Genomic DNA, 20,231 nt, shown 5'->3' with positions numbered 1-20,231 from the left:
GGCATTGAGGCCGGAAAAGGAGTGAACCGTTTTGAAATGGAATTGGCTGCCTTCAATGTGCACGCTGGGTAACCTGGGACTGGGATCCTTGTCCCTGCTGTATACGATACAGGAGCGCTATGAGCTGGCGTTAGTAATGATTTTGCTTGCGGCATTTTGCGATGTGATGGACGGGATGCTGGCCAGAATGCTGGGCTGTACCAGCGAGTTCGGTAAACAGTTGGATTCGCTGGCGGATATTATCTCATTCGGACTGGCACCGACTTTTTTGATCCTGTTATACAAGCTGGAAAATGTACACTGGCTGGGGCCGCGGCCGCGGTTGGCTTTTTGATCTGCGGTGCGCTGCGTCTGGCCAGATTCAATATATCAGCCCCGTCCACGGGCTTCACCGGTATGCCGATTACAGCCGCCGGCGTGATTTTGTCCATGCTCTCATTAGTTGTTGAATATATGAAACCGGGATGGGTCATCATGATGATGGGTCTGTTATCCGTAATGATGATCAGTCATATTCCGTTTCCGTCGCTTAAAAAATACGTTAACAGGAAGTGAGTCCATGCCCTGGATCATAGAGATGATTACCCAATACGGATATTTGGCAGTCTTCCTGCTCATGGCACTGGGGATTCTCGGCATTCCTGTGCCGGACGAGCTGCTGATGCTGTTCGTAGGCTATCTGTGCTCGGTGATGGTGCTCAATTTTTCTGTTGCCGTAGTGGTTTGTTTCATGGGAGCCATAACAGGCACGCTGATCAGCTATACCATCGGGCGTAGAGTGGGTCAGCCGGTTGTCGAGAAATTCGGCAAATGGGTGGGCCTTACTCCCAGACGTTTTGCCAGCGTTAAAAGATGGTTTCATAAGTTCGGCCACTGGACTGTGTTTATTGCCTACTTCATTCCCGGGTTAAGACATGTCTGCAGCTACATTTCCGGCATCAGCGCCATGTCATTCCGTAAGTATCTGCTGATCACCACGGCCGGTGCCTTGATCTGGTCCATTTTGTTTGTTTCTATCGGCTACTTTATCGGGGCCAGGTTGTCCTTTGCATAGCAGAAGGATGTATTTACATTCCATAGATTGCTTGTTATGATCAGAAGTATCAAAAGAGCTTACCCGAAGCGATTAAAGGATGAATGACCTCCTTTAGTCGCTTTTTTTGTGGGTTATTTGCCGGGTTATTAGACTTTGTATTGTATTGGAGGCGTTTTGTATGAAAAAAAGAGGTTACGAGCTGTTCATGCTGCTGGTTGGAGCGTTTTTGTTTGCGTTGGCAGTTAATGTATTTATTATCCCCAATGATTTTGGTGAAGGGGGAGTAACCGGGGTATCGATCATTCTCTTTTATCTGCTGAAATGGTCGCCGGCGCTGGTTGGCTTTACGCTCAACGGAATATTGCTGATTATCGGCTATAAGCTGCTGGATAATAAAACAATCATCTATACCATTATTGCTGTGGCCTTCAACTCCCTGTTCCTGTATCTGACCGAGAACTGGCGGATTGATTCCAGTGAGCCGGTGATTAATGCGGTCTTTGCCGGTCTGCTTGCCGGGGGCGGGATCGGACTCATTATCCGGGTTGGCGGTACAACGGCAGGGACGACGATTCTGGCCCGGCTGGCCAATAAATACTGGGACTGGAATATCAGCTACGCGCTGCTGTTCTTTGATCTGATCGTTGCCGGACTGTCTGTTTTTGTCATCGGGCTTGAGAAGGTTATGTTCACGTTCGTTATTCTCTTTATTGGAACCAAGGCCATGGAGTTCATCATTGAGGGGGTAAACCCCAAAAAGGCTGTAACGATCATATCGGCTGAGCACGACCGAATTGCTGCAAAGGTTACCGAGCTTATGGACCGCGGAGTGACGGTGCTGAGGGGCTACGGCTACTACACCGGCGAGGATAAAAACGTGCTCTACATCGCCATCAGCAAGCAGGAAGTCTCCATGCTCAAAAAAATCGTGCGGGCCGAGGACAAAAATGCCTTTGTTACGATCCATGATGTGCGCGATGTGTTCGGTGAAGGGTTTATTGATATCTCCAAATAAATGCAGCCGGGCGAAAAGTCATTGCCGTTTCACCCAGTCAGCAGCGGGCAAATCACATATGCTATGGTGTACTCTCAATCATGAAGGAGGAATTGGAAATGGGTTGTTATGGTGAAAATGTAAGTCCGGTTGGCGGAGCAAACTGCGGATACGGCAGTCCTTTTACTTCTACTGCTGCAATTCTGGTATTGTTCATCCTGCTGGTTATCATCACTAAGGCTTTTTGGGTATAATTTGACTTGATAAATATGCTCTGCCGGACTTCCGGCAGGGCTATTTCTTTGGAAGCTGAAACAGGATCTGCAGGATATTTCCAAAAAAAAATGAAGTGAAACGGTAATTTGGCGGTTCGCAGACTGCCTTCTATGGGTAACTCCCTCTTTGAAGGTTCATATGAGATGAATCCTGCAGAGAGGAGGGAAACCTGTGTTTTATGATCAATCGCCCTATGACATTAAACTGGAATGGGGTCAAAGAGGGGCGAGGGCTGCAGCAGAACGTGGGGACATCGTCGTTATGGTCGATGTATTAAGCTTCTCCTCTACCGTAGTAACGGCAGTTCAGCACAAGGCTACCATTTATCCGTATCCATCGCCGGTCAATGAGCAGGCCAAAGCTTATGCCAAGGGGCTCGGAGCAGAAATTATCCGCGGCAGAGCCGAAGCGCTCAGAGCAGGAGGGCATTCCTTGTCGCCGCTGTCGTTCAGCTCGGCTGATTACGAGCGTGACTTTGTTCTGTGCTCCACGAACGGTGCGGCCTGCATATGGCTTGCGGCTCAGGTGCCTGCATTGCTGGTCGGCTGCCTCTTGAATGCTTCAGCAGTTGCTGAGACTGAAACAGGCTGAGGCTTGAGCTGGGGATACCGGTTACCGTAGTGCCCTGCGGTGAGAAATGGCTGGATGTGATCGGTTCTGAAAACAATTTGCGTCCCGGCATCGAAGATTATCTGGGGGCTGGTCTGATTCTCTCCAAGTTATCCGGAAGCAAGTCTCCGGAAGCGGAGGTTTGCATCGGTGCTCTGAGATCTTCCGGACAACGGATCAGGGAGCTGATCTGGGAGTCTGCCAGCAGCCGTGAACTGCGGGAACGGGGATACGAGGCAGATGTGACTTACTGCTGCCAGGTGGATATCAGCTATGCCGTGCCGGTACTGCAGCATAACCGTTTTGTTAATGTACCCTCTCTTGCACAGAAAAAATAAAATTTCAGCCTGGCTTCAGCAGAATTTCATATGGAATTAAGTTAAGGGTTGTATAGTAATGACATACCCCCCTTATTCATAGATTTGGACCCTGCCGGACGCCGGCGGGGTCATTTTTTTTGTTAACGAATATTACGCTGGATAAATTTTCTCTCCTCGCTCCGTTCCATCACCGCCATCAGCTGCCCCTGAAATATCCGCCGCTGAATCTGGTCGATCCGCTGCAGAGCCATCTCCTCAGGCACCTGGAACGTAGAAGCTAAGTAATAGACGGCATCCTCGCGCTGCTCGGGCAACGGTCCGGCAGAGATCATGGAATAGGGCATGGCCGCATAGAGAATAAAACGCTCGGATTCATCCTGCTGCGCCTGTGTGAAATGCCCTGGCATCAGAATACGGTTGCCGGCATGGCGGAGCAGATGACAGAGCTCATGAAGAAATTCGAGGCGCTGCAGCTCCGGCGGAAGCCGGTTGTCCAGGAACATCGTGTACATGCCCGCTGAGGCCTCAACACTCTTGCTGCGCACATCCAGGTAATGGACCCAGATGTTCAGCCGTTCAGCTATGTACGGGATGGAAATATCGGCCGGCTTACGCACCTGCAGACGCTGATACAAATCTTCAGTCCAGCTCTCAAGGGCGGTCATTTGGTAGTAGGATTTCATAATATCACCTCTAAATAGGATCGTATGTTCGTATTTATGGGTAAAAGAAAAGCCCGGAGGGCTAAGGTTTAACGGCATCAGACCGGAACTGACGTTCTTATGTATTTAAGAATAAATCAATTAAACCTGAATATCAAGTGTTTTTCCAAGATTCGGATGCGGGCTCTGCTGTAGCATCTGGGTCATATTCTGCGCCATGATTTCAGCTGAATTCTTGGCCATGCTCAGGACCTGAAGTCCGGCAGCCTGCTGCAGGGACACCTGGCTCATGGCAGTGGATAAGGCGGCAATGTCCATTTCGCACCTCCTGTTTCATTAGAATTGGGGTATGGCCGACACTCCTAATGTATATCGACTGCATAGCTAGGATTCATTAGCTTTGATTAGGCGAAGAACTGTTTGCCGATTGGCCCAGACTGCAGGTATGCCTGTTACATACTCTGTGCTGTAGGCATTAAACATTTCAGGGGAGGAATAAAAAATGGGTGCAGAATACGGTTGCGGCTGTGACAACAATGTTGGCGGAGTAAATCAGGGGCCTCCGGTAGTACCGGTAGTAAATCCTTGGATGACCTCGACCAATGCGATTCTGGTTCTGTTCATTTTGCTGGTTATTATTACAAAAGCCTGTATATTCTGAAAATAGTTCCGGCGTATGCAGCTCCGCGCCAGGCGAAAGCGCGTGCGGAGCTGCTGCTGTTGCTGCTTATTTGAACATAAACTCTACCCGGGTTCCGTCGGCATAGCCTTCCAGCTGATTGCCTACCCAGCTGCCTGCACCGCGGTTGTCGGCGGGAGTTATGTATTCGATGTCTGCTCCGGCACCGCCCTCTGCGCACATTGCCATCGGCCACTCATCGCGGTCATAGCCTTTTTTGGTCGGTACCCCCTTGAGGGATTCCTTGCGGTTCTCCTCGGCATCCCCGCGGTTGATCGTACATATCGCTGACTCACCGTTTCTGATCGCCTCCTGGATATGCTCCGCGGTTTCAGGGTAACGGTCTGAGGGGAAAACAAGCTGTACAACCTCGGAACCTCCGGTGGAAGGCGTCGTGACGGACTGGCCGTTCTCCTCGAACCAGTAAGCTGCCAGAGCCAGCAGCACAACGATAATAAGACTTGGAATAAATTTCTGTTTGTTCACGTGCTCCTCCTGATTATGCTGAAATCTTGTTGCTGGGGTCTACTCAGTATAGCTTATAATTAGCAGATTTTAGTATACTAAATTAAGAAAAATAGATCGGTAAGCCGGATGATGTCCGGAATGATCAGGATATTCTTGATCTGCTGCCCCTTCGTTATTCCCGCAAGTAAGCAGCAAGCTAGTTATTAGTATACATACAGTAGTAGCATGAAAATTGAAGACACTATATTTAAAAATTAAAATGATTATCGGCTTCCCCGCCATCCGCCGCTTCCATGCACCGGTTGTCCCCATACAATGGTACAAAAAAGGATGGTGGGACAAATGGAACAGCGCATACTCCGGGATCTGCTCGATTCGGCATCCCGGCTGGTTAACGATGCAGCGTGGCAGTCAGCCTTCCGAGCCCTGCTGCGGGCTCCTGCCGATGAGAAGCTGACAGCACCGGCGCTGAATCTGCTGAACAGGCTGTATACCCTTCAAGGCAAAGGAATCATCAGCGGAATACACGATTATCTGGAAAGTGCGGATGAGTTCAGCAACAAGCTTAAGGTTACGAGCGGCCAATATGCCGGGCTTCACGGCTACGAGCTGGGAGCGATCGGCAACCAGACCGAAGCGCTGATTGCCAATCAGCGTCAGTGGGTGACAGATAGTGCCATCCGCTGGCATAAGGCAGGCGGCATTGTCACTATGACCTACCATGCCAGTCTGCCGGGAACAGCCCCGGCCTGGTCAAATGTCTCGATGAATCTTAGCGAGGCGAATTTTGCAAAATATATTACACCTGGTACCCCTCAATATAAAGCGCTCCTGGCAGACCTTGACAAGACAGCCGTCTACCTGAAAAAACTGAACGATGCAGGGGTTCCCGTTCTCTGGAGACCTTACCATGAGATGAATGGCGGCTGGTTCTGGTGGGGACAGAAGACCCGCTTCGTGGAGCTGTGGAATCTGATGTTCGAGCGTTATACGGTCTATCACGGCCTGCACAATCTGCTGTGGGTGTGGAGCCCCAATGCCAAAAACCAGTGGAGCGAGGAGCCGGCCAAATACTATCCCGGCGCCGGCAGGGTAGATGTGCTGGCCCTGGACATTTATGACGGGGATTTCAAAGCCAGTCATCATGACGGCTTGTGGGACCTTGGACGCGGCAAGCTGATTGCCATTGGTGAGAACGGGAAACTGCCTTTACCGGCAGAAATGGCGAAATCGCAGAACAAATGGTCCTACCAGCTGACCTGGGCCAAGCTGCTGTATGAGCAGAATACGGAGGCTGTGATCAAATCCTTTATGAATGACAGCTTTGTGATTACCAGGGACGAGTATAAAGCCTTGGCCGCTGAAGGGGAGCAAACCTATCCTCCTGGAATCAGAGGCGAGTATTTCAATAACATCACGCTGAGCGGAGCTCCTGCACTGGTCCGGACAGATTCGACCATTAACTTTACTTGGAGACAAACGAGCCCTGATCCGTTGATCAATGCCGACTTCTTCGCGGTACGCTGGACCGGTAAACTGAAGCCCGATTTCAGCGAGACTTATAATCTCTACACCTACTCGGATGACGGCATACGGGTGTGGGTTGACGGGGTTCTTATCATCGACAGCTGGATTAAGCAGAGCGGCACAGAGCGTACAGGAACTGTACAGCTGATTCAAGGCAAGCTGCATGAGCTGAAGGTAGAGTATTATGAGAACCAGGGGGATGCCAAGGCTATTCTGATGTGGGAGAGCCACAGCCAGCCCCGGGCCGTTATTCCCGCCACTGCTTATGTGCTTGCTTAATCAGGTATGTTTGCAGAAGATCTCCAGATTTTTGGAGATCTTTTTGCGATGAAGGCGCTTTAAATTTGAAATTTGGAGCTTTTGAGCTTTTTTTACATTTATTTCATTTGCGCTTTACAAAACCCGCCATTATTCTGTTAAGTGGAGGGATTTGAGACGATGAAAAAAGCCTTATTGATAACCGTACTTTTAATGGTAATGATCCTTAGTGCCTGCAGCAATAACAGCTCTGCGCCAGCTTCAGAGGAGGAGGTTCAGGAGACTGTACAGAACTTTTACAATGAAATGACGAAGTTTGACGAAATGGGCAAAACGTCGCTGGAACATTTCAATACAACACTGACCTCATATTCGACTGGAGCTGCCACGGACAAGGAGCTTGAAGAGGCGCTTGATTCTTTCCAGGACACAGCCTCTGATATTGCTGATCAGGTCAATGATGTGGAAATTTCCAAGAGTCTGCCGGAAAATATTGAGACTCTGCTGAGAGATGCAGCCATTGCGTTCCAGAGCGCCTATTCCATCAAAGAACAGGCTTCGCAGAGTGCGGCTTCCCCTGAGGTTACAGCAGACGAGTTCAACGCCATGAACCAGCAGGCGGATGTAGCAATGCTGTACGGGATCTCCAAAGTGAATCAAGCCAGAGTAGCCGTAGGATTGCTGGATGAGGACAGCGCGGCTGAGACGGAGCTGGGGACTGTTCCCGGAACCGTGGTGGGTACAGAAGCAGATACAGTGGATACCGGAGCACCAACGAATACAAGCACAGAATAAGCAAATTTTTGCGGGTTACGAATTTCATTAGAGGCGCTGTACAGCCTGGCTGTGCGCGCCTTTTGCTTGCGGCCTGCAGCATGCACCTATGAAATGGAAACTCGTCTGTTGTTATTTTTTGATGCTTGATTAAAAACCGGATCTGCAGCTATAATAATACAAACGTATGTTCGTATTGATGAAACGCGAGTGATTACCAACAACATAAGGAGGAACGGCGATGGGTAAACAGCTGGAGGAAGGCCTGCAGGGAGGTCTTGTTCACAGGAACGAAGAGGATGCACTGCACCCGGATGAACCCGCTGCAAATCTGCGGAGACTGGAAGGGATTGAGAGTACTCTTGCACAATCACTCCGGAGTCATATCCGTATAACACTGGTATTGCATGGTGAGGGTGAGGGCAGGCAGCTGAGCGGTTTTGTCACCTCCATTCATACCCACTCGCGTGAGATCAAGCTGCAGTGGGCAGAGGAATGGAAATGGATTCGTGTAGATGACATCGCTGAGGCTTACATCGCCTGATACCTAATTTATGGCTGGGCTGTCTGTTTTCTCATAGGCGATCAGTGTAACCTCTTTGTTGCCTGTTATCCGGGCAATAGCCTCCTCGGCCTGCCGGATTACTTCAACAGCGTCCTTCCGGTCACTAAGCGCGGCAATCTTATAGCTGTCACTGTGAATGTCCATGGGCTAATCCGCCTTTCGGGAATGGAGTTCATTTCGGATAGTGTGGCCGTTTAGGCGGGAAAACATCCAAAAGCTTTTGGTCCGGGAATGCCGCTGTGCGGTTCTGATGTAGCTTATAACTATTGGATGAGATGACCCTGCTGGCCGGGGTCTTTTTGTCATTTGTTGAGCAGTTTCTTACGGAATAGGTGCACACACTTTAGGCAAACCGTACAAGCAAAGCAGGCAGAGAGGGCATCTACTATACTAGGGGGTGAGGAAAATGCTGACTTTAGATCAGGTGAAAAGTAAATCGGCAGGCTGGCTGGGCAAGCTTCATCCGGTTCTGCTGGCAGGTGCCAGTGCTCTGATCCAGCGCAGCTACGCCAAAGGCATCCCGATCGTCATCACCCAGGGCATGCGGACTATAGCCGAACAAAATGCCCTGTATGCGCAAGGCCGCACCAAGCCGGGAAACATTGTAACGAATGCCAGAGGCGGCTCCAGTTATCACAACTATGGTCTGGCCATTGATTTTGCCCTGCTCCTGCCGGACGGTAAAACGGTCTCATGGGATACATCCCGTGACGGCAACAATGACAAGATGGCTGACTGGCAGCAGGTGGCTCAGGAAGCCAAGAAGCTGGGTTTTGCCTGGGGCGGGGACTGGACCTCCTTCAAGGATTATTCCCATCTCGAGATGACCTTTGGGCTGACTACAGAGCAGCTGCGGGCCGCAGGCAGCCGACGGTGCAGCAGGTCAAGGATGCACTGGCCCTGATTAACGGGACAACCGGCGAAACGGATCACGCCATTACAGTTACACTGAATGGAGTTAAAATTACCAGCGGTATTCTGGATAACGGCATAACCTACGCACCCGTACGGGCGGTTGCTGAAGCACTGGGCGCACAGGTCACCTACGATGCTGCCAGCCGGACTGTGAACCTCGTCAGGGAATAAGGACCACCTGTATAGATGATGAGCCACATGGGGAAATTATCAGCGAAATACAATTTCCTCAAAGGGGGCACTTCTCTTGAACAAGCTGGTCACAAGCCTTGCCTGCACTACACTGTTATCCATGAGTCTGATGGGATCTGGTTATGCAGCTAATGCTGCTGGCACCGGTGGGGGGATGGGTACAGCCATTCCGGATACCGGGGCAAACGGTATGAGAACCGAGCGCATCCGTGAAACGAATGGAACGGGTACTCATATGCTGAACGGAACGGACCACCGGATGATGAATCAGACTGGCAATACGATGAACCGCAACGGCGATACTCTGATGAACAGAGTCGAGCATAGCGGCGACAAGCTGATGAACAACGCCACCGGCACAATGCGCAGAGGCGGGAACATGGTGAACAACGCGGTACGGGGCAATGACAACAGCACCGTTTCCCCGCTGGCCAACAACACCCAGACCGGCAGATACCGCGCCACCAGCACAACCGCTAATACAGACAACGACAGAGGCTCCAACTGGGGCTGGCTCGGTCTGATCGGCCTGCTGGGTCTGGCCGGCATGCGTAACCGGAGCGGAGAGCGGGAACGTCACTAGCAGGTAACCTGCTGCTGTAGAGGCTGCAGGTTGCTGGCGGATGGCCCGCTGAATGTTCCGCCCTTTGTTGGGCGGTAATGAGCAGGGATCAGGGGCAGGGATGCCCCTGATTTTAGCTTGCTTAGGCGTTTAAGGCGGCTTTGGGCGCTGTGGGCGGGAATCAGAGGCAAAAATGCCTTTGAAATTGGGCGACTATGCGCTGTGGGCGAGAATCAAAGGCAAAAATGCCTTTGAATTAGGCAATTTTGCGCTAAAGGCAGGAATTAAAGGCAAAAATGCCTTTGAATTGGTCAATTGAGCGCTTGGAAGCGGAAATCAAAGTCAAAAATGCCTTTGATTTATCTCGATTGATGCTATTGGCGAGGAATTATAGGTAACTTTACTCTTACGGTAAGTAACAACTTCACTGTGTGATAATTAATGGTTTTATAGGACGAGACCCGTCAGTTGAGCCTAAGTATCCCCAATCTAGTGTGAAATAAAAAATAATGGTAATATGGATTGCGTGATCACCGGATACGTGATATGATATTTCTTGTCGCGCAAGAGCGCACATAATATGCCGGGGTGGCGGAATAGGCAGACGCACAGGACTTAAAATCCTGCGGTACGTGAGTACCGTACGGGTTCGACCCCCGTCCTCGGCACTACAGTGAAAACCTTGAGAAATCAAGGTTTTTTTGTTGTGCGGATTTTTAAGATTATGTTTACTTTCCCGTGGATTTGCTCCAAAAACAGCGCATTGCAAGATTATCAGCATCAAATTTGAAACGTTTCCAAATTAACTATTGAAACGTTTCCACTTTGGTGCTATTATAATTTTCAGAAGAGAGGTCGGAGGTGTTAAATGACAAGCATTAAAGATGTAGCCAACTTAGCCGGCGTTGCTGTAGGTACCGTGTCCAGAGTCATTAACAACTCTGGCGCCGTCAAACCCAAGACACGCCAAAAGGTAGAAGCAGCCATACAGGAGCTGAACTATTTTCCGAATGAAGTGGCCCGGAATTTTAAAATGCAGAGGTCCAGGATGGTCGCCTTATTGCTGCCGAGTATCTGGAATCCTTTCTTTTCGGAGCTGGCCTATTACATTGAGGATGAGCTGGACCGGGAAGGCTATAAGCTGATGCTGTGCAACAGCGGCGGCAAGCCCGAAAAGGAGCTGTATTATCTCGATATGCTGCGCCAGAACAAGGTGGCCGGGATTGTGGGCATTACTTACAACGATATCGAGAATAATGTGAGTAATGATATTCCAATCGTAAGTATTGACCGGCACTTTAATAAGAAGATTACCTGCGTAACTTCGGATAATTATGAGGGAGGGCGTCTTGCCTTAAGAGAGCTTGTGAAAGCGGGAGCCAGGAAGCCGGCTTTTATGGGAAGTGTCACCTCGGTGTTCAGTGAGACGATGAACCGCAGAGAGGGCTTCATCCATGAGGCGCAAGCTTTGGGCGTCGATTATGTAATCTACGAGAAGCCCGATCCTATTGTAGACAACCAGGCTTTTATTAACGAATTCCTGCATAACCACGGCGATGCAGACGGCATTTTTGCCATTACCGATATGCTTGCCGCCTGTTATATTGATCAGGCCAGCAAGCAGGGGATCCGGGTTCCGGAGGATGTGAAGGTCATCGGTTATGACGGCATCCAGGACAGTCCGTATTTTCATCCTATTCTGTCTACCATCAGGCAGCCAGTGGAAGAAATGGCGCGCATGACGATCAAACTGCTGTATGACAAGATCGAAGGCACTCCGCTGGAGAAGCAGGTGTACCGTATACCTGTTGTGTTCAGGCAAGGCGAGACTACATGATCTCCTGCAGATCAGAGAAACATCAGCTTATCCGTATGGATGCACCGACTGGCGTTTTTCTTTTATAAATTGGAAACGTTTCAAGTTAGAAAATATATTTTTTAGCCTAAATTGGAAACGTTTCAAAACGTCTGTTAATTTTAAATTGAAAGGGAGTATAAGCGTGAATTCAAGAACCAGTACGGCAGATCCCTCCATGATCAAACCAAGCCGCAAAAGATGGAGCCGGTTCAAGCGAGACTATGAGTTGTATCTGTTTTTGCTGCCGATTATTATTCTGTATCTCGTATTCAAATACTATCCGATGTACGGGGTGCAAATTGCCTTTAAGGATTTCTCGCCTAGCCAGGGAATCTGGGGGAGCGAGTGGGTAGGCTTCCAGCACTTTAAAGATTTTTTCAATGCTTATAATTTCTGGACTATCATCTCAAATACGCTTTCTCTCAGTTTTCTTTCACTGCTGTTCGGCTTCCCGGCACCGATCATCATCGCCATTATGCTCAATCAGATGCTGGGCAAGTCCTATAAGAAATTTGTCCAGACCGTGATTTATGCGCCGCACTTTATTTCGACCGTCGTGCTTGTCGGGATGCTTAATGTGTTTTTATCGCCTAACAGCGGTCTTGTTAACCACCTGATTACCGCGTTTGGCGGGCAGCCCATCCTCTTTATGGCTGATGAGGGCTGGTTCCGTCCACTCTATATCCTCTCAGGAATTTGGCAGGAGACAGGCTTCGCTACGATTATCTACCTTGCTGCACTGGCGGGAGTCAATCCCGAGCTGCATGAAGCGGCTATCATGGACGGGGCGAGCAAATGGAAGCGTGTATGGTACGTGGATATTCCAAGTATTCTGCCGACGATTGTGATTCTGCTGATTCTTGCACTGGGCAATATTATGAGCATCGGTTTTGAAAAAGCATTTCTGATGCAAAGTGATCTGAACTACGCCACCTCCAATATCATCCCGACCTATGTCTATGAAATGGGGATTCAGAAGGCCCAATACAGCTTTTCAACGGCAGTCGGCCTGTTCAATTCCCTGATCAATATTATTCTGATATTCACCGTCAACCGGATCGCCAAAAAGATGACAGAAACCAGCCTGTGGTAGGAGGAAACAATCATGAACCAATTATTGAAGCGAAAGAGCAGAGGGGATGTATGGTTTGACATCATCAACTATATTTTGCTGACCATCATCATGCTGCTTGTGTTATACCCGCTGTACTTTGTGCTGACTGCCTCATTTAGCGATCCCAATTATATCTACTCCGGCGAGGTCTGGCTGTTTCCGAAAGGCTTCACGCTGGACGGCTATGAGCGGATATTCAGTGACTCCTCCATCTGGATCGGATATGGGAATTCTATTCTATATGCGACACTGGGGACCCTCATAGGAGTTGCCGTTACGGTATTTGCAGCTTATCCGCTGGCCCGTAAGGATCTGGCCGGAAAGTCGGTGATTATGTGGTTTTTACTGGTTACCATGTTCTTCAGCGGCGGGCTGATTCCAACCTATCTGCTGATAAAAGATTTGCACATGCTGAACACGATGTGGGCACTGGTCATTCCCGGGGCAGGCGGTGTGTTCAACGTCATCATTGTCAGAACCTTTTTCCAGTCGTCCATACCGGATGAAATGTGGGAGGCGGCTTCGATCGACGGATGCTCGAACACCAGATTTTTCTGGAGCATTGTCCTTCCCTTGTCCAAGTCCATTCTGGCAGTCATGGTGCTGTACCACGTGGTCGGCTTCTGGAACGGATTCTTCGACGCTTTGATCTATCTGAATGATGAGAGCAAGTATCCGCTGCAGCTGGTGCTCCGCAATATTCTGGTCCAGAATCAGGTCAATTCCGGGATGATGATTGATGTGGAATCCTATGCAGCCAAGATGCGCGTGACCGAGCTGATCAAATACGGGGTCATCATGGTGTCCAGCCTGCCGCTGCTGATTTTGTATCCGTTCCTGCAGAAGTATTTTGTCAAAGGTGTAATGATCGGCTCGATCAAGGGCTGATATCCATATCCGCTACTTGAGAGGGGGGATGCACCGCCGTATTCAGGCGAAAAATAGCAGAGCAATACAAGCGCTTAACGGGTGGCATGAACTAAAGGGAGGTTATGGATAATGAAGTCTTTATTCAAAAATGCGGGGATTGTGATGCTTGCCGGAGCGTTTGCGCTGAGCGGATGCTCGGGTAACGGGAACGGGTCCAAGAATCAGGCGGAGAATCCGGATCAGGAAGCGAACTTTAATGCAACCGGTCTTCCGATTGTAAACGAAGCGGTGTCCTTAAGAATGGTAGCCCCGAAGGCGGCCCTGGCGCCGGAGTTCACGGAGATGGAAATCTTCAAACGGCTGGAGAAGGATACTAATGTAAAGATTAACTGGGAGAACATTCCCGATACCGACTATACAGAGAAGAAAAACCTGCTGCTGGCGAGCGGCGATTTGCCGGATGCCTTTTATGCGGCCGGATTTACCGATTATGAGCTGATCAATTACGGTGAGGACGGAACCCTCATTCCGCTGGAGGATCTGATTGACCAGTATGCGCCTAACTTGAAAGCGCTTCTTGAACGCCGTCCCGATATCAAATCCTCGATTACAGCACCGGATGGACACATCTACGGACTGCCGTCCTGGGAAGAGAATAACCTGGGAACGAACCCTTTCTTTCACGTTATCAATAAAAGCTGGCTGGATAAGCTGGGCCTGAAGGTACCGGAAACGCTGGATGAATATACGGAAGCGCTGCTGGCCTTCAAAACACAGGACCCGAACGGCAACGGCAAGCAGGATGAAATCCCGCTTAGCTTCATGCACATGCAGTGGTGTATGGATATAGCCGGACTATTCGGCGCCTTTGGGCTTCCGGATAATCTGGAGCACCGTGTCGTCCGTGACGGCAAGGTTATTTTTACGGCGACTCAGCCTGAATATAAGGAAGCCTGAATTATTTTCATGAAAAATGGTATAAGCAGGGTCTGATCGATCCGGAATCCTTCACCCAAGATGCGGCGCAGTATCTGGCCAAAGGCAAAACGACAGATGAGACGCTGGGCTCCTACGTATGGTGGGAAGTAGAAGAGGTTGTCGGTACCGAACGTGCCAAGGATTATGTGCTGCTGTCTCCGCTTAAAGGCGCGGATGGAGAGCAGACTATTGGACGCGCCAATGGCGGCGGGCCGGGACGCGGTTCTTTTGTCATTACCAAAGCGAACAGCAATCCGGAAATCACTATGCGCTGGATCGACCAGCAGTATGAGCCTTATATGGCCGCTCAAATTCACTGGGGCCCGCTCGATGTCGTGTACAAGAAGGACGAGAACGGCAAGCTGGTAAATCTGCCGCTTCCTGAAGGAGCCTCTGCAGGTGAATTCCGTCAAAAGGTTGCTCCGGGATCAGGTGCGCCCGGCATCATTACTTTCGACGACTTCGGCAAAGTGGTAGATATGGAGCCCCGGGCCCAGCAGCGCGCTGCTGACCTTGAGAAATACTACAATCCGTATATGGAAAAAGAAAACTACCCAAGCATCTTCTTTGAGCCTGAGGAACTGGACACTATCAACAGAATTGAGCCGGAACTGATCAAATATGTAAATACACAAAGAGGAAGATTCATTGTAGACGGCGGCGCAGATGAGGCATGGGACAGCTATATCAAGACGCTGGAAAAGATGGGTCTGAATGAACTGATGGAAATCTATCAGACCGGACTGGACCGTTACAATGCAAATCTAAAACAATAAATAAATAGAGGATTAGGTGGGGAGAAGCTGTGCTAGATATTATCGCAATCGGTGAAGTATTGATAGATTTTACTCCGGCAGGCCATTCAGCCGCGGGGAACGGGCAGTTTGAATGCAATCCGGGTGGGGCGCCGGCCAATGTGGCCGCTGCATTGTCCCGTCTGGGCGCAAGATCGGCACTCGTCAGCAAGGTTGGCGAGGATCAATTTGGATCTTTACTGCACAATACTCTGCTGCGCAGCGGTGTAGATGTAGCAGGCGTTTCGGTTACGAACGAAGCCAGTACAACATTGGCCTTTGTTCATCTGGATGAGCAGGGAGACAGATCCTTCAGCTTCTTCCGGAAGCCGGGAGCGGATACCTTTTTACATGCAAAGGACCTCCCGCTGGACCGGATTGACAGCTGCAAGGCGCTGCATTACGGCTCATTGTCTATGACCCATGAACCTGCACGGACGGCAACTAGGACGGCAGTTCTTAAGGCTAAGGAAGCAGGTGTACTGCTGTCGTTTGATCCGAATATCCGGTTTGCGTTATGGGAGAGCAAGGAGGAAGCAAGACAGCATATATTGTGGGGCCTGAATTATGCCGATATCCTGAAGATCTCGGAGGATGAGCTTTCTTTTATAACAGGTACACATGATATTGAAAAAGGTTCACTGGAGCTTCAGCAGCAATACGATATTACACTCATTGTCGTCACTTTAGCGGAAAAAGGCTGCTATTACCGTCTGGCTGGGCAGGACGGATATGTGCCGGGGTTTAAAGTTAAGGCCATTGATACGACTGGCGCCGGGGATGCTTTTCTGGGCTGCCTGTTATATAAGATTCTTGAAAGCGGAAGTTCCTTGCAGGATCTGAGCAGCCGGCAAATGACCGGCATGCTGACTTTTGCCAATGCCGGCGGAGCGCTGGTGACAACACGAAAGGGGGCTCTTGGGTCCATGCCTACGACAGAGGAGATTAATGAAATGATAGAGTCGAATAAAACATACAATGATGAGAAGTTTAGACCGGGCTTTCATTTCTCACCTCCTTCCAACTGGGCGAATGATCCGAACGGATTAGTCTATTATGAGGGAAGCTATCATCTATTCTATCAATATCATCCTTACAGTAATAAATGGGGGCCGATGCACTGGGGTCATGCAGTAAGTGAAGACCTGGTTCACTGGGAGCACGCGCCTGTTGCTCTATTCCCGGATGAGCATGGGGCGATTTTTTCGGGCTGCTGTGTTGTGGACTGGAATAATAGCAGCGGTTTATTCGAAGATTCCCATGGGCTTGTGGCAATCTTTACGCATGCCGATACCCATCCGGAGTCGGGGCAGCCGCGCCAGCGGCAGAGTCTGGCTTACAGCAGCGATAAAGGCCGGACTTGGCACAAGTATGCCGGAAATCCGGTGCTTGCCGAGGATGAATTAATCGATTTCCGTGACCCGAAGGTGTTCTGGCATCCGCAAAGCGGGCGGTGGGTTATGGCGATTGTCGCGGGAGACCACGCCCGGTTCTATGCCTCTGATAATCTGCGTGAATGGTCGCTGTCTGGTGTGTTCGGCCAAGGAGAAGGCTCACACGACGGCGTATGGGAATGCCCCGATCTGTTCCAGCTGCCTGTGGATGACACCGGTGTTTCCAAATGGGTGCTTATTATCAGCATCGGCGACAATCCCGATTGTCCCGAAGGTTCGCGCACGCAGTATTTCATTGGCGAGTTTGACGGAAAAACATTCATCAATGACAATCCCGCTGATCATATCCTGTGGCTAGATCATGGCAGAGACAACTATGCAGGGGTTACCTGGTCGGATCTTCCGGAGCAAGACGGCCGCCGTGTCCTCATCGGATGGATGAGCAACTGGAAATATGCCAACGAGACGCCTACGGGTTCCTGGAGAGGTGCCATGACTCTGCCCCGCGTCCTGTCACTGACAAGCCAGAACGGAAATGTCGTGTTAACGCAAATGCCTGTGCGGGAAATAGAGCGGCTGCGCAAAGAAACTGTGAGCTGGAAGGCTGTCGCCGTTACACCTGAGACTCCGTTTGTACAGCGGACGGATCATAATCTGCTGGAGATAGAGGCAGAACTGGATGTACGTTCCGGGGACGAGGTATATATCCATCTGAAATCCTCCGGACAGGACGAGATCATTATCGGCTATAACCCGGCTGACAAGCAGCTGTTCACCGACCGTTCCCATTCGGGAGTGACTGAATTTCATCCGGCTTTTGCCAGCCGGCATGGTGCCAGTCTGGCTGCGGTGAATGGACAGCTCAGACTGCAGATCTGGCTGGACCGCAATGCGGTTGAGGTGTACGCGGATCATGGTTTGGTAGTGCTGACCGATCAGATTTTCCCTGAATCTCCGATTGAGCATATCGAGGTAAGGACGCAGTCAGGCCAGATTGTTCTGAATTCGCTTAAGCTCCATACACTGGAGTCTATCGGGATACCGGACGGGAGGAATGAGGCATGAGCAGCTCAGCGGGAGACCGCGGATTAACGATGCATTGGGCTTTTGATGAAGGAACTGGAGCTAGTACTATGGAGAGCGTCACTAAGACGGTGAATGATGTCCATTACGTGTTTAATAATGCGGAGTTTACGACCCCTTGTACTCCGCCATGGAGGCAGGGGGTGGCAGGAAGCAGTCTCCTCTTTGATGGTTACTCGACCTATATTGCCCATTCTGCACATGAGGAAGAGCGTAATGGGGAGCCGGAATTTCTGCCGGCTCTCAGTATCGGGGCATGGGTTGCCCCGCGAACCTATGAGTGGGGGCACGAGGGCAAGCTGGCCGCCATTGTGAACCGGCACAATAAGGATGCTAAGCAGGGTTATCTGCTTGGCATGTTCCGTCACGGCTCCTGGTCCTTCCAAATCGGGCTGGAGGGAGGGGAATGGATCGAAATCTGGTCGCCGGACGGCTATGAGCTGCCCAAGAATGAGTGGTCTTACGTAAATGCCGTATTCAATGGGGATAAAGGTAAGCTTAAACTGTATTTGAACGGCAGCGAAATTGCTTCTGCAGCCGCGCCTGCCGGTTCCCGGCTGGCGCAAGCGGCGGATACAGATCTGCTCATCGGCAGGAACAATCACAGCAGCAAGCTAGCAGAGGTATTCAGCCTGCACATGTTCAGCGGACTTATGGATGAGCTGAAAATTTATAGCCGTGCCCTGAGCAGCGAGGAAGTGGCTGCTTCTTATCAGGCGGTGCTCGCTTTACATGGAGGCGTCCGGCCGCAAGTGGAATATGACGACATCAGGCTGGATCGTACACCCCTGCTTGCGGACCGGCACAGACCGCAATATCATGTCAGCCCGCCGGCCCACTGGATGAACGAGCCTCATGCACCAATCTATTTTGACGGGCAATATCATCTGTTCTATCAGCATAATCCGCAAGGGCCTTACTTCCACCATATTCATTGGGGGCATTGGGTAAGTGAAGATCTGGTGCATTGGCGCGATCTTCCTATAGCCCTGGCACCTGAGAAGGATCAGCTCGCACCCGACGGTATCTGGTCAGGAAGCGCCACTTATGATGCCGACGGCTTGCCTGTCCTGTTCTTTACAGCCGGCAATGACAGTGCTTCACCGAATCAGAGCGTGGCGCTGGCCAGAAGCACTTATTCCGAAGATAAGGACCCTGATCTGGTGAGGTGGATCAAACATCCGGAGCCGCTTATTGTACAGCAGCAGGGAATGGGGGCCTTCGGCGATTTCCGGGACCCGTTCGTGTGGAAGGATGAGGATGGCTGGTATGCCCTGGTCGGATCGGGGACGGAAGGCGGAGCCGGAGCAGCGCTCGCATTTACGTCAAAGGACATGCTGAATTGGACTTACAAAGGTTCGTTCTTTGAAGCGGACATTCAGAAGTTCCCTTATCTTGGACCGATCTGGGAGCTCCCTGTATTTCTTCCTCTGGGTAGTGACAAGCAAGGTGTAAGTAAGCATCTCTTGCTGGTCAGCCCTGTGGGAGCCGGCGCCGATGTCGAAGTGTTCTATTGGATCGGGCAGCTGGATAAGCACAGCCTGTCATTCCTCCCGGATCAGGAGGAGCCGCAATTGATGGATGTCGGTGATTTCCATTTTACCGGCCCAAGCGGAATGGTCGATCCTGTGACAGGCAGAAATATCGTCTTTACGATCGCGCAGGGTGACCGTACATCCGTGCTGGAATATCAGTCAGGCTGGGCTCATAACGGCGGTTTGCCTGTAAGCGTGTATTTAAGGGAAGATGGCCGGCTTGGAATCGAGCCGATTCAGGAGCTGCGGTCACTGCGGGGCGAGAAGCGATTATCGCTTCATGACAAGTCATTAATAGAAGCAAATGAACAGCTTAAGGCTATTCAAGGCGATATGCTGGAGATTCAGCTGGAAATGGAGCGGGGCAGTGCTGCACAGCTTGGAATCAAGGTCCGGTGTACACCGGATGGAGAGGAAGAAACGCTGCTGTATTATGACTGGAAGGAATCCATGCTTTTGGCCGACCGGACGAAAACATCGCAGCATTCGGAAGAAAAATGCAGCGGGATTCAGGGCGGCAAGCTGGAGCTGTGCGGCGAGAATCTGAAGCTGCATCTCTATCTGGACCGCTCCATGGTCGAAGCCTATGCCAACGGACTTAAGAGCCTGACAACCCGGGTATACCCGGGCCGTAAGGATGCCTTGGGCCTTGAACTCTGGGGAGATGGGGAAGCGTTGGTGAAGTCTATGGACATTTGGGAGATGAAGTCAATATGGTAACGCGGAGCGCCCAGGCGCTCCTTTCCTGCCGGGTTCCAGAATGCCGCA

24 protein-coding genes, 1 tRNA gene and 1 pseudogene are annotated in these 20,231 nt (G+C 50.6%); 22 read left to right on the top strand and 4 right to left on the bottom strand.

Annotation, left to right across the window (positions count from 1 at the left end; translation table 11 throughout):
• The first annotated feature begins 31 nt into the window (after positions 1-31).
• The 7 genes from AWJ19_RS36690 to AWJ19_RS37330 all read left to right on the top strand — a co-directional run bounded on the left by AWJ19_RS36690 (position 32) and on the right by AWJ19_RS37330 (position 3,253).
• Complete coding sequence (locus tag AWJ19_RS36690; RefSeq protein WP_241781767.1) at positions 32-334, top strand: CDP-alcohol phosphatidyltransferase family protein; 303 nt, start codon at positions 32-34, stop codon at positions 332-334.
• On the top strand, positions 331-555 hold the full coding sequence (locus tag AWJ19_RS36685; protein WP_241781766.1) for a hypothetical protein: 225 nt from the start codon (positions 331-333) through the stop codon (positions 553-555). Before AWJ19_RS36690 ends, AWJ19_RS36685 begins: the two co-directional genes overlap by 4 nt.
• Before the next feature lie 4 nt (positions 556-559).
• Positions 560-1,054 carry a DedA family protein gene (locus AWJ19_RS15340; RefSeq protein ID WP_068722673.1) on the top strand — a complete coding sequence of 165 codons (495 nt, stop codon included), beginning with the start codon at positions 560-562 and terminating at the stop codon, positions 1,052-1,054.
• Positions 1,055-1,214: 160 nt separating this feature from the next.
• A complete protein-coding gene (locus AWJ19_RS15335) occupies positions 1,215-2,051 on the top strand; it encodes a YitT family protein (RefSeq protein WP_068722675.1) in 837 nt (278 codons plus the stop codon).
• Between the two features lie 98 nt (positions 2,052-2,149).
• Entirely contained in the window at positions 2,150-2,284 is a 135-nt protein-coding gene (locus AWJ19_RS37340; protein WP_128083536.1) for a hypothetical protein, read from the top strand.
• Positions 2,285-2,477: 193 nt separating this feature from the next.
• Positions 2,478-2,897, top strand: coding sequence for a 2-phosphosulfolactate phosphatase (locus AWJ19_RS37335; protein ID WP_277815813.1), 420 nt, complete (start codon positions 2,478-2,480; stop codon positions 2,895-2,897).
• 56 nt (positions 2,898-2,953) lie between these two features.
• Positions 2,954-3,253, top strand: a complete 300-nt coding sequence (locus AWJ19_RS37330; RefSeq protein ID WP_277815812.1) for a 2-phosphosulfolactate phosphatase — start codon at positions 2,954-2,956, stop codon at positions 3,251-3,253.
• Positions 3,254-3,375: 122 nt separating this feature from the next.
• Here the strand turns inward: AWJ19_RS37330 and AWJ19_RS15325 are convergent, their stop codons facing one another.
• Together AWJ19_RS15325 and AWJ19_RS34120 are read right to left on the bottom strand one after the other, a co-directional pair.
• Complete coding sequence (locus AWJ19_RS15325; RefSeq protein ID WP_068722679.1) at positions 3,376-3,918, bottom strand: ImmA/IrrE family metallo-endopeptidase; 543 nt, start codon at positions 3,916-3,918, stop codon at positions 3,376-3,378.
• 120 nt (positions 3,919-4,038) lie between these two features.
• Positions 4,039-4,215: a YjfB family protein gene (locus tag AWJ19_RS34120; protein ID WP_082707758.1), complete on the bottom strand. Its 177-nt coding sequence runs from the start codon at positions 4,213-4,215 to the stop codon at positions 4,039-4,041.
• A 184-nt stretch (positions 4,216-4,399) separates the two neighbouring features.
• On the opposite strand from AWJ19_RS34120, the gene AWJ19_RS35235 reads away from it, so the two are divergent.
• Positions 4,400-4,558: a hypothetical protein gene (locus AWJ19_RS35235; RefSeq protein WP_157889962.1), complete on the top strand. Its 159-nt coding sequence runs from the start codon at positions 4,400-4,402 to the stop codon at positions 4,556-4,558.
• Between the two features lie 66 nt (positions 4,559-4,624).
• Here AWJ19_RS35235 and AWJ19_RS15320 read toward each other — a convergent pair whose 3' ends face one another.
• Positions 4,625-5,062 (bottom strand): NucA/NucB deoxyribonuclease domain-containing protein, encoded by a 438-nt coding sequence (locus tag AWJ19_RS15320; RefSeq protein WP_068722681.1) that lies wholly within the window; start codon positions 5,060-5,062, stop codon positions 4,625-4,627.
• 324 nt (positions 5,063-5,386) lie between these two features.
• Between AWJ19_RS15320 and AWJ19_RS15315 the strand changes: the two genes are divergently transcribed.
• From AWJ19_RS15315 to AWJ19_RS15305, 3 genes are all read left to right on the top strand, one after another.
• Entirely contained in the window at positions 5,387-6,850 is a 1,464-nt protein-coding gene (locus AWJ19_RS15315; RefSeq protein ID WP_068722683.1) for a glycosyl hydrolase, read from the top strand.
• Positions 6,851-7,009: 159 nt separating this feature from the next.
• Entirely contained in the window at positions 7,010-7,624 is a 615-nt protein-coding gene (locus AWJ19_RS15310) for a hypothetical protein (protein WP_068722684.1), read from the top strand.
• A 220-nt stretch (positions 7,625-7,844) separates the two neighbouring features.
• Positions 7,845-8,147 carry a YolD-like family protein gene (locus AWJ19_RS15305; protein WP_068722686.1) on the top strand — a complete coding sequence of 101 codons (303 nt, stop codon included), beginning with the start codon at positions 7,845-7,847 and terminating at the stop codon, positions 8,145-8,147.
• A 3-nt stretch (positions 8,148-8,150) separates the two neighbouring features.
• Here the strand turns inward: AWJ19_RS15305 and AWJ19_RS35880 are convergent, their stop codons facing one another.
• The gene (locus AWJ19_RS35880; protein ID WP_198536518.1) at positions 8,151-8,312 is read right to left on the bottom strand and encodes a hypothetical protein; all 162 of its coding nucleotides are present in this window, start codon (positions 8,310-8,312) and stop codon (positions 8,151-8,153) included.
• A 262-nt stretch (positions 8,313-8,574) separates the two neighbouring features.
• Between AWJ19_RS35880 and AWJ19_RS15300 the strand changes: the two genes are divergently transcribed.
• The 11 genes and pseudogenes from AWJ19_RS15300 (at position 8,575) to AWJ19_RS15260 (ending at position 20,183) form a co-directional block, all read left to right on the top strand.
• Positions 8,575-9,072 (top strand): M15 family metallopeptidase, encoded by a 498-nt coding sequence (locus tag AWJ19_RS15300; RefSeq protein WP_082707910.1) that lies wholly within the window; start codon positions 8,575-8,577, stop codon positions 9,070-9,072.
• Complete coding sequence (locus AWJ19_RS37615) at positions 9,042-9,254, top strand: stalk domain-containing protein (RefSeq protein WP_082707909.1); 213 nt, start codon at positions 9,042-9,044, stop codon at positions 9,252-9,254. The genes AWJ19_RS15300 and AWJ19_RS37615 overlap by 31 nt, the downstream gene beginning before the upstream one ends.
• Positions 9,255-9,330: 76 nt before the next feature.
• The gene (locus AWJ19_RS36680; protein WP_068722690.1) at positions 9,331-9,858 is read left to right on the top strand and encodes a WGxxGxxG family protein; all 528 of its coding nucleotides are present in this window, start codon (positions 9,331-9,333) and stop codon (positions 9,856-9,858) included.
• A gap of 172 nt (positions 9,859-10,030) precedes the next feature.
• The gene (locus AWJ19_RS37325; RefSeq protein ID WP_277815796.1) at positions 10,031-10,156 is read left to right on the top strand and encodes a hypothetical protein; all 126 of its coding nucleotides are present in this window, start codon (positions 10,031-10,033) and stop codon (positions 10,154-10,156) included.
• 263 nt (positions 10,157-10,419) lie between these two features.
• Positions 10,420-10,505 (top strand) — tRNA-Leu (locus tag AWJ19_RS15290).
• A 200-nt stretch (positions 10,506-10,705) separates the two neighbouring features.
• Positions 10,706-11,674 carry a LacI family DNA-binding transcriptional regulator gene (locus tag AWJ19_RS15285; protein ID WP_068722693.1) on the top strand — a complete coding sequence of 323 codons (969 nt, stop codon included), beginning with the start codon at positions 10,706-10,708 and terminating at the stop codon, positions 11,672-11,674.
• A gap of 196 nt (positions 11,675-11,870) precedes the next feature.
• A complete protein-coding gene (locus AWJ19_RS15280; protein ID WP_241781655.1) occupies positions 11,871-12,788 on the top strand; it encodes an ABC transporter permease subunit in 918 nt (305 codons plus the stop codon).
• A 12-nt stretch (positions 12,789-12,800) separates the two neighbouring features.
• A complete protein-coding gene (locus AWJ19_RS15275) occupies positions 12,801-13,697 on the top strand; it encodes a carbohydrate ABC transporter permease (RefSeq protein ID WP_068722695.1) in 897 nt (298 codons plus the stop codon).
• Between the two features lie 111 nt (positions 13,698-13,808).
• Positions 13,809-15,433, top strand: a pseudogene (locus tag AWJ19_RS15270) (ABC transporter substrate-binding protein).
• Positions 15,434-15,462: 29 nt separating this feature from the next.
• Complete coding sequence (locus tag AWJ19_RS15265) at positions 15,463-17,910, top strand: PfkB family carbohydrate kinase (protein WP_068722699.1); 2,448 nt, start codon at positions 15,463-15,465, stop codon at positions 17,908-17,910.
• Positions 17,907-20,183, top strand: a complete 2,277-nt coding sequence (locus AWJ19_RS15260) for a GH32 C-terminal domain-containing protein (RefSeq protein WP_068724961.1) — start codon at positions 17,907-17,909, stop codon at positions 20,181-20,183. Before AWJ19_RS15265 ends, AWJ19_RS15260 begins: the two co-directional genes overlap by 4 nt.
• The last annotated feature ends 48 nt before the right edge of the window (positions 20,184-20,231 follow it).

The sequence above is a fragment of the Paenibacillus sp. DMB5 genome (genome assembly GCF_001517085.1).
Taxonomy (GTDB): domain Bacteria; phylum Bacillota; class Bacilli; order Paenibacillales; family Paenibacillaceae; genus Paenibacillus_AQ.
The sequence above is the reverse complement of the archived record's forward strand: the minus strand, read 5'-3'. Positions and strand labels throughout refer to the sequence as shown.

What these genes read in the sequence shown, in the direction of transcription:
- AWJ19_RS15340 (WP_068722673.1), top strand. Translation starts at nt 560, where the DNA reads ATGCCCTGGATCATAGAGATGATTACCCAATACGGATATTTGGCAGTC.
- AWJ19_RS15335 (WP_068722675.1), top strand. Translation starts at nt 1,215, where the DNA reads ATGAAAAAAAGAGGTTACGAGCTGTTCATGCTGCTGGTTGGAGCGTTT.
- AWJ19_RS37340 (WP_128083536.1), top strand. Translation starts at nt 2,150, where the DNA reads ATGGGTTGTTATGGTGAAAATGTAAGTCCGGTTGGCGGAGCAAACTGC.
- AWJ19_RS15325 (WP_068722679.1), bottom strand. Translation starts at nt 3,918, where the DNA reads ATGAAATCCTACTACCAAATGACCGCCCTTGAGAGCTGGACTGAAGAT.
- AWJ19_RS34120 (WP_082707758.1), bottom strand. Translation starts at nt 4,215, where the DNA reads ATGGACATTGCCGCCTTATCCACTGCCATGAGCCAGGTGTCCCTGCAG.
- AWJ19_RS35235 (WP_157889962.1), top strand. Translation starts at nt 4,400, where the DNA reads ATGGGTGCAGAATACGGTTGCGGCTGTGACAACAATGTTGGCGGAGTA.
- AWJ19_RS15315 (WP_068722683.1), top strand. Translation starts at nt 5,387, where the DNA reads ATGGAACAGCGCATACTCCGGGATCTGCTCGATTCGGCATCCCGGCTG.
- AWJ19_RS15310 (WP_068722684.1), top strand. Translation starts at nt 7,010, where the DNA reads ATGAAAAAAGCCTTATTGATAACCGTACTTTTAATGGTAATGATCCTT.
- AWJ19_RS15305 (WP_068722686.1), top strand. Translation starts at nt 7,845, where the DNA reads ATGGGTAAACAGCTGGAGGAAGGCCTGCAGGGAGGTCTTGTTCACAGG.
- AWJ19_RS35880 (WP_198536518.1), bottom strand. Translation starts at nt 8,312, where the DNA reads ATGGACATTCACAGTGACAGCTATAAGATTGCCGCGCTTAGTGACCGG.
- AWJ19_RS15300 (WP_082707910.1), top strand. Translation starts at nt 8,575, where the DNA reads ATGCTGACTTTAGATCAGGTGAAAAGTAAATCGGCAGGCTGGCTGGGC.
- AWJ19_RS37325 (WP_277815796.1), top strand. Translation starts at nt 10,031, where the DNA reads ATGCCTTTGAAATTGGGCGACTATGCGCTGTGGGCGAGAATCAAAGGC.
- AWJ19_RS15285 (WP_068722693.1), top strand. Translation starts at nt 10,706, where the DNA reads ATGACAAGCATTAAAGATGTAGCCAACTTAGCCGGCGTTGCTGTAGGT.
- AWJ19_RS15280 (WP_241781655.1), top strand. Translation starts at nt 11,871, where the DNA reads ATGATCAAACCAAGCCGCAAAAGATGGAGCCGGTTCAAGCGAGACTAT.
- AWJ19_RS15275 (WP_068722695.1), top strand. Translation starts at nt 12,801, where the DNA reads ATGAACCAATTATTGAAGCGAAAGAGCAGAGGGGATGTATGGTTTGAC.
- AWJ19_RS15260 (WP_068724961.1), top strand. Translation starts at nt 17,907, where the DNA reads ATGAGCAGCTCAGCGGGAGACCGCGGATTAACGATGCATTGGGCTTTT.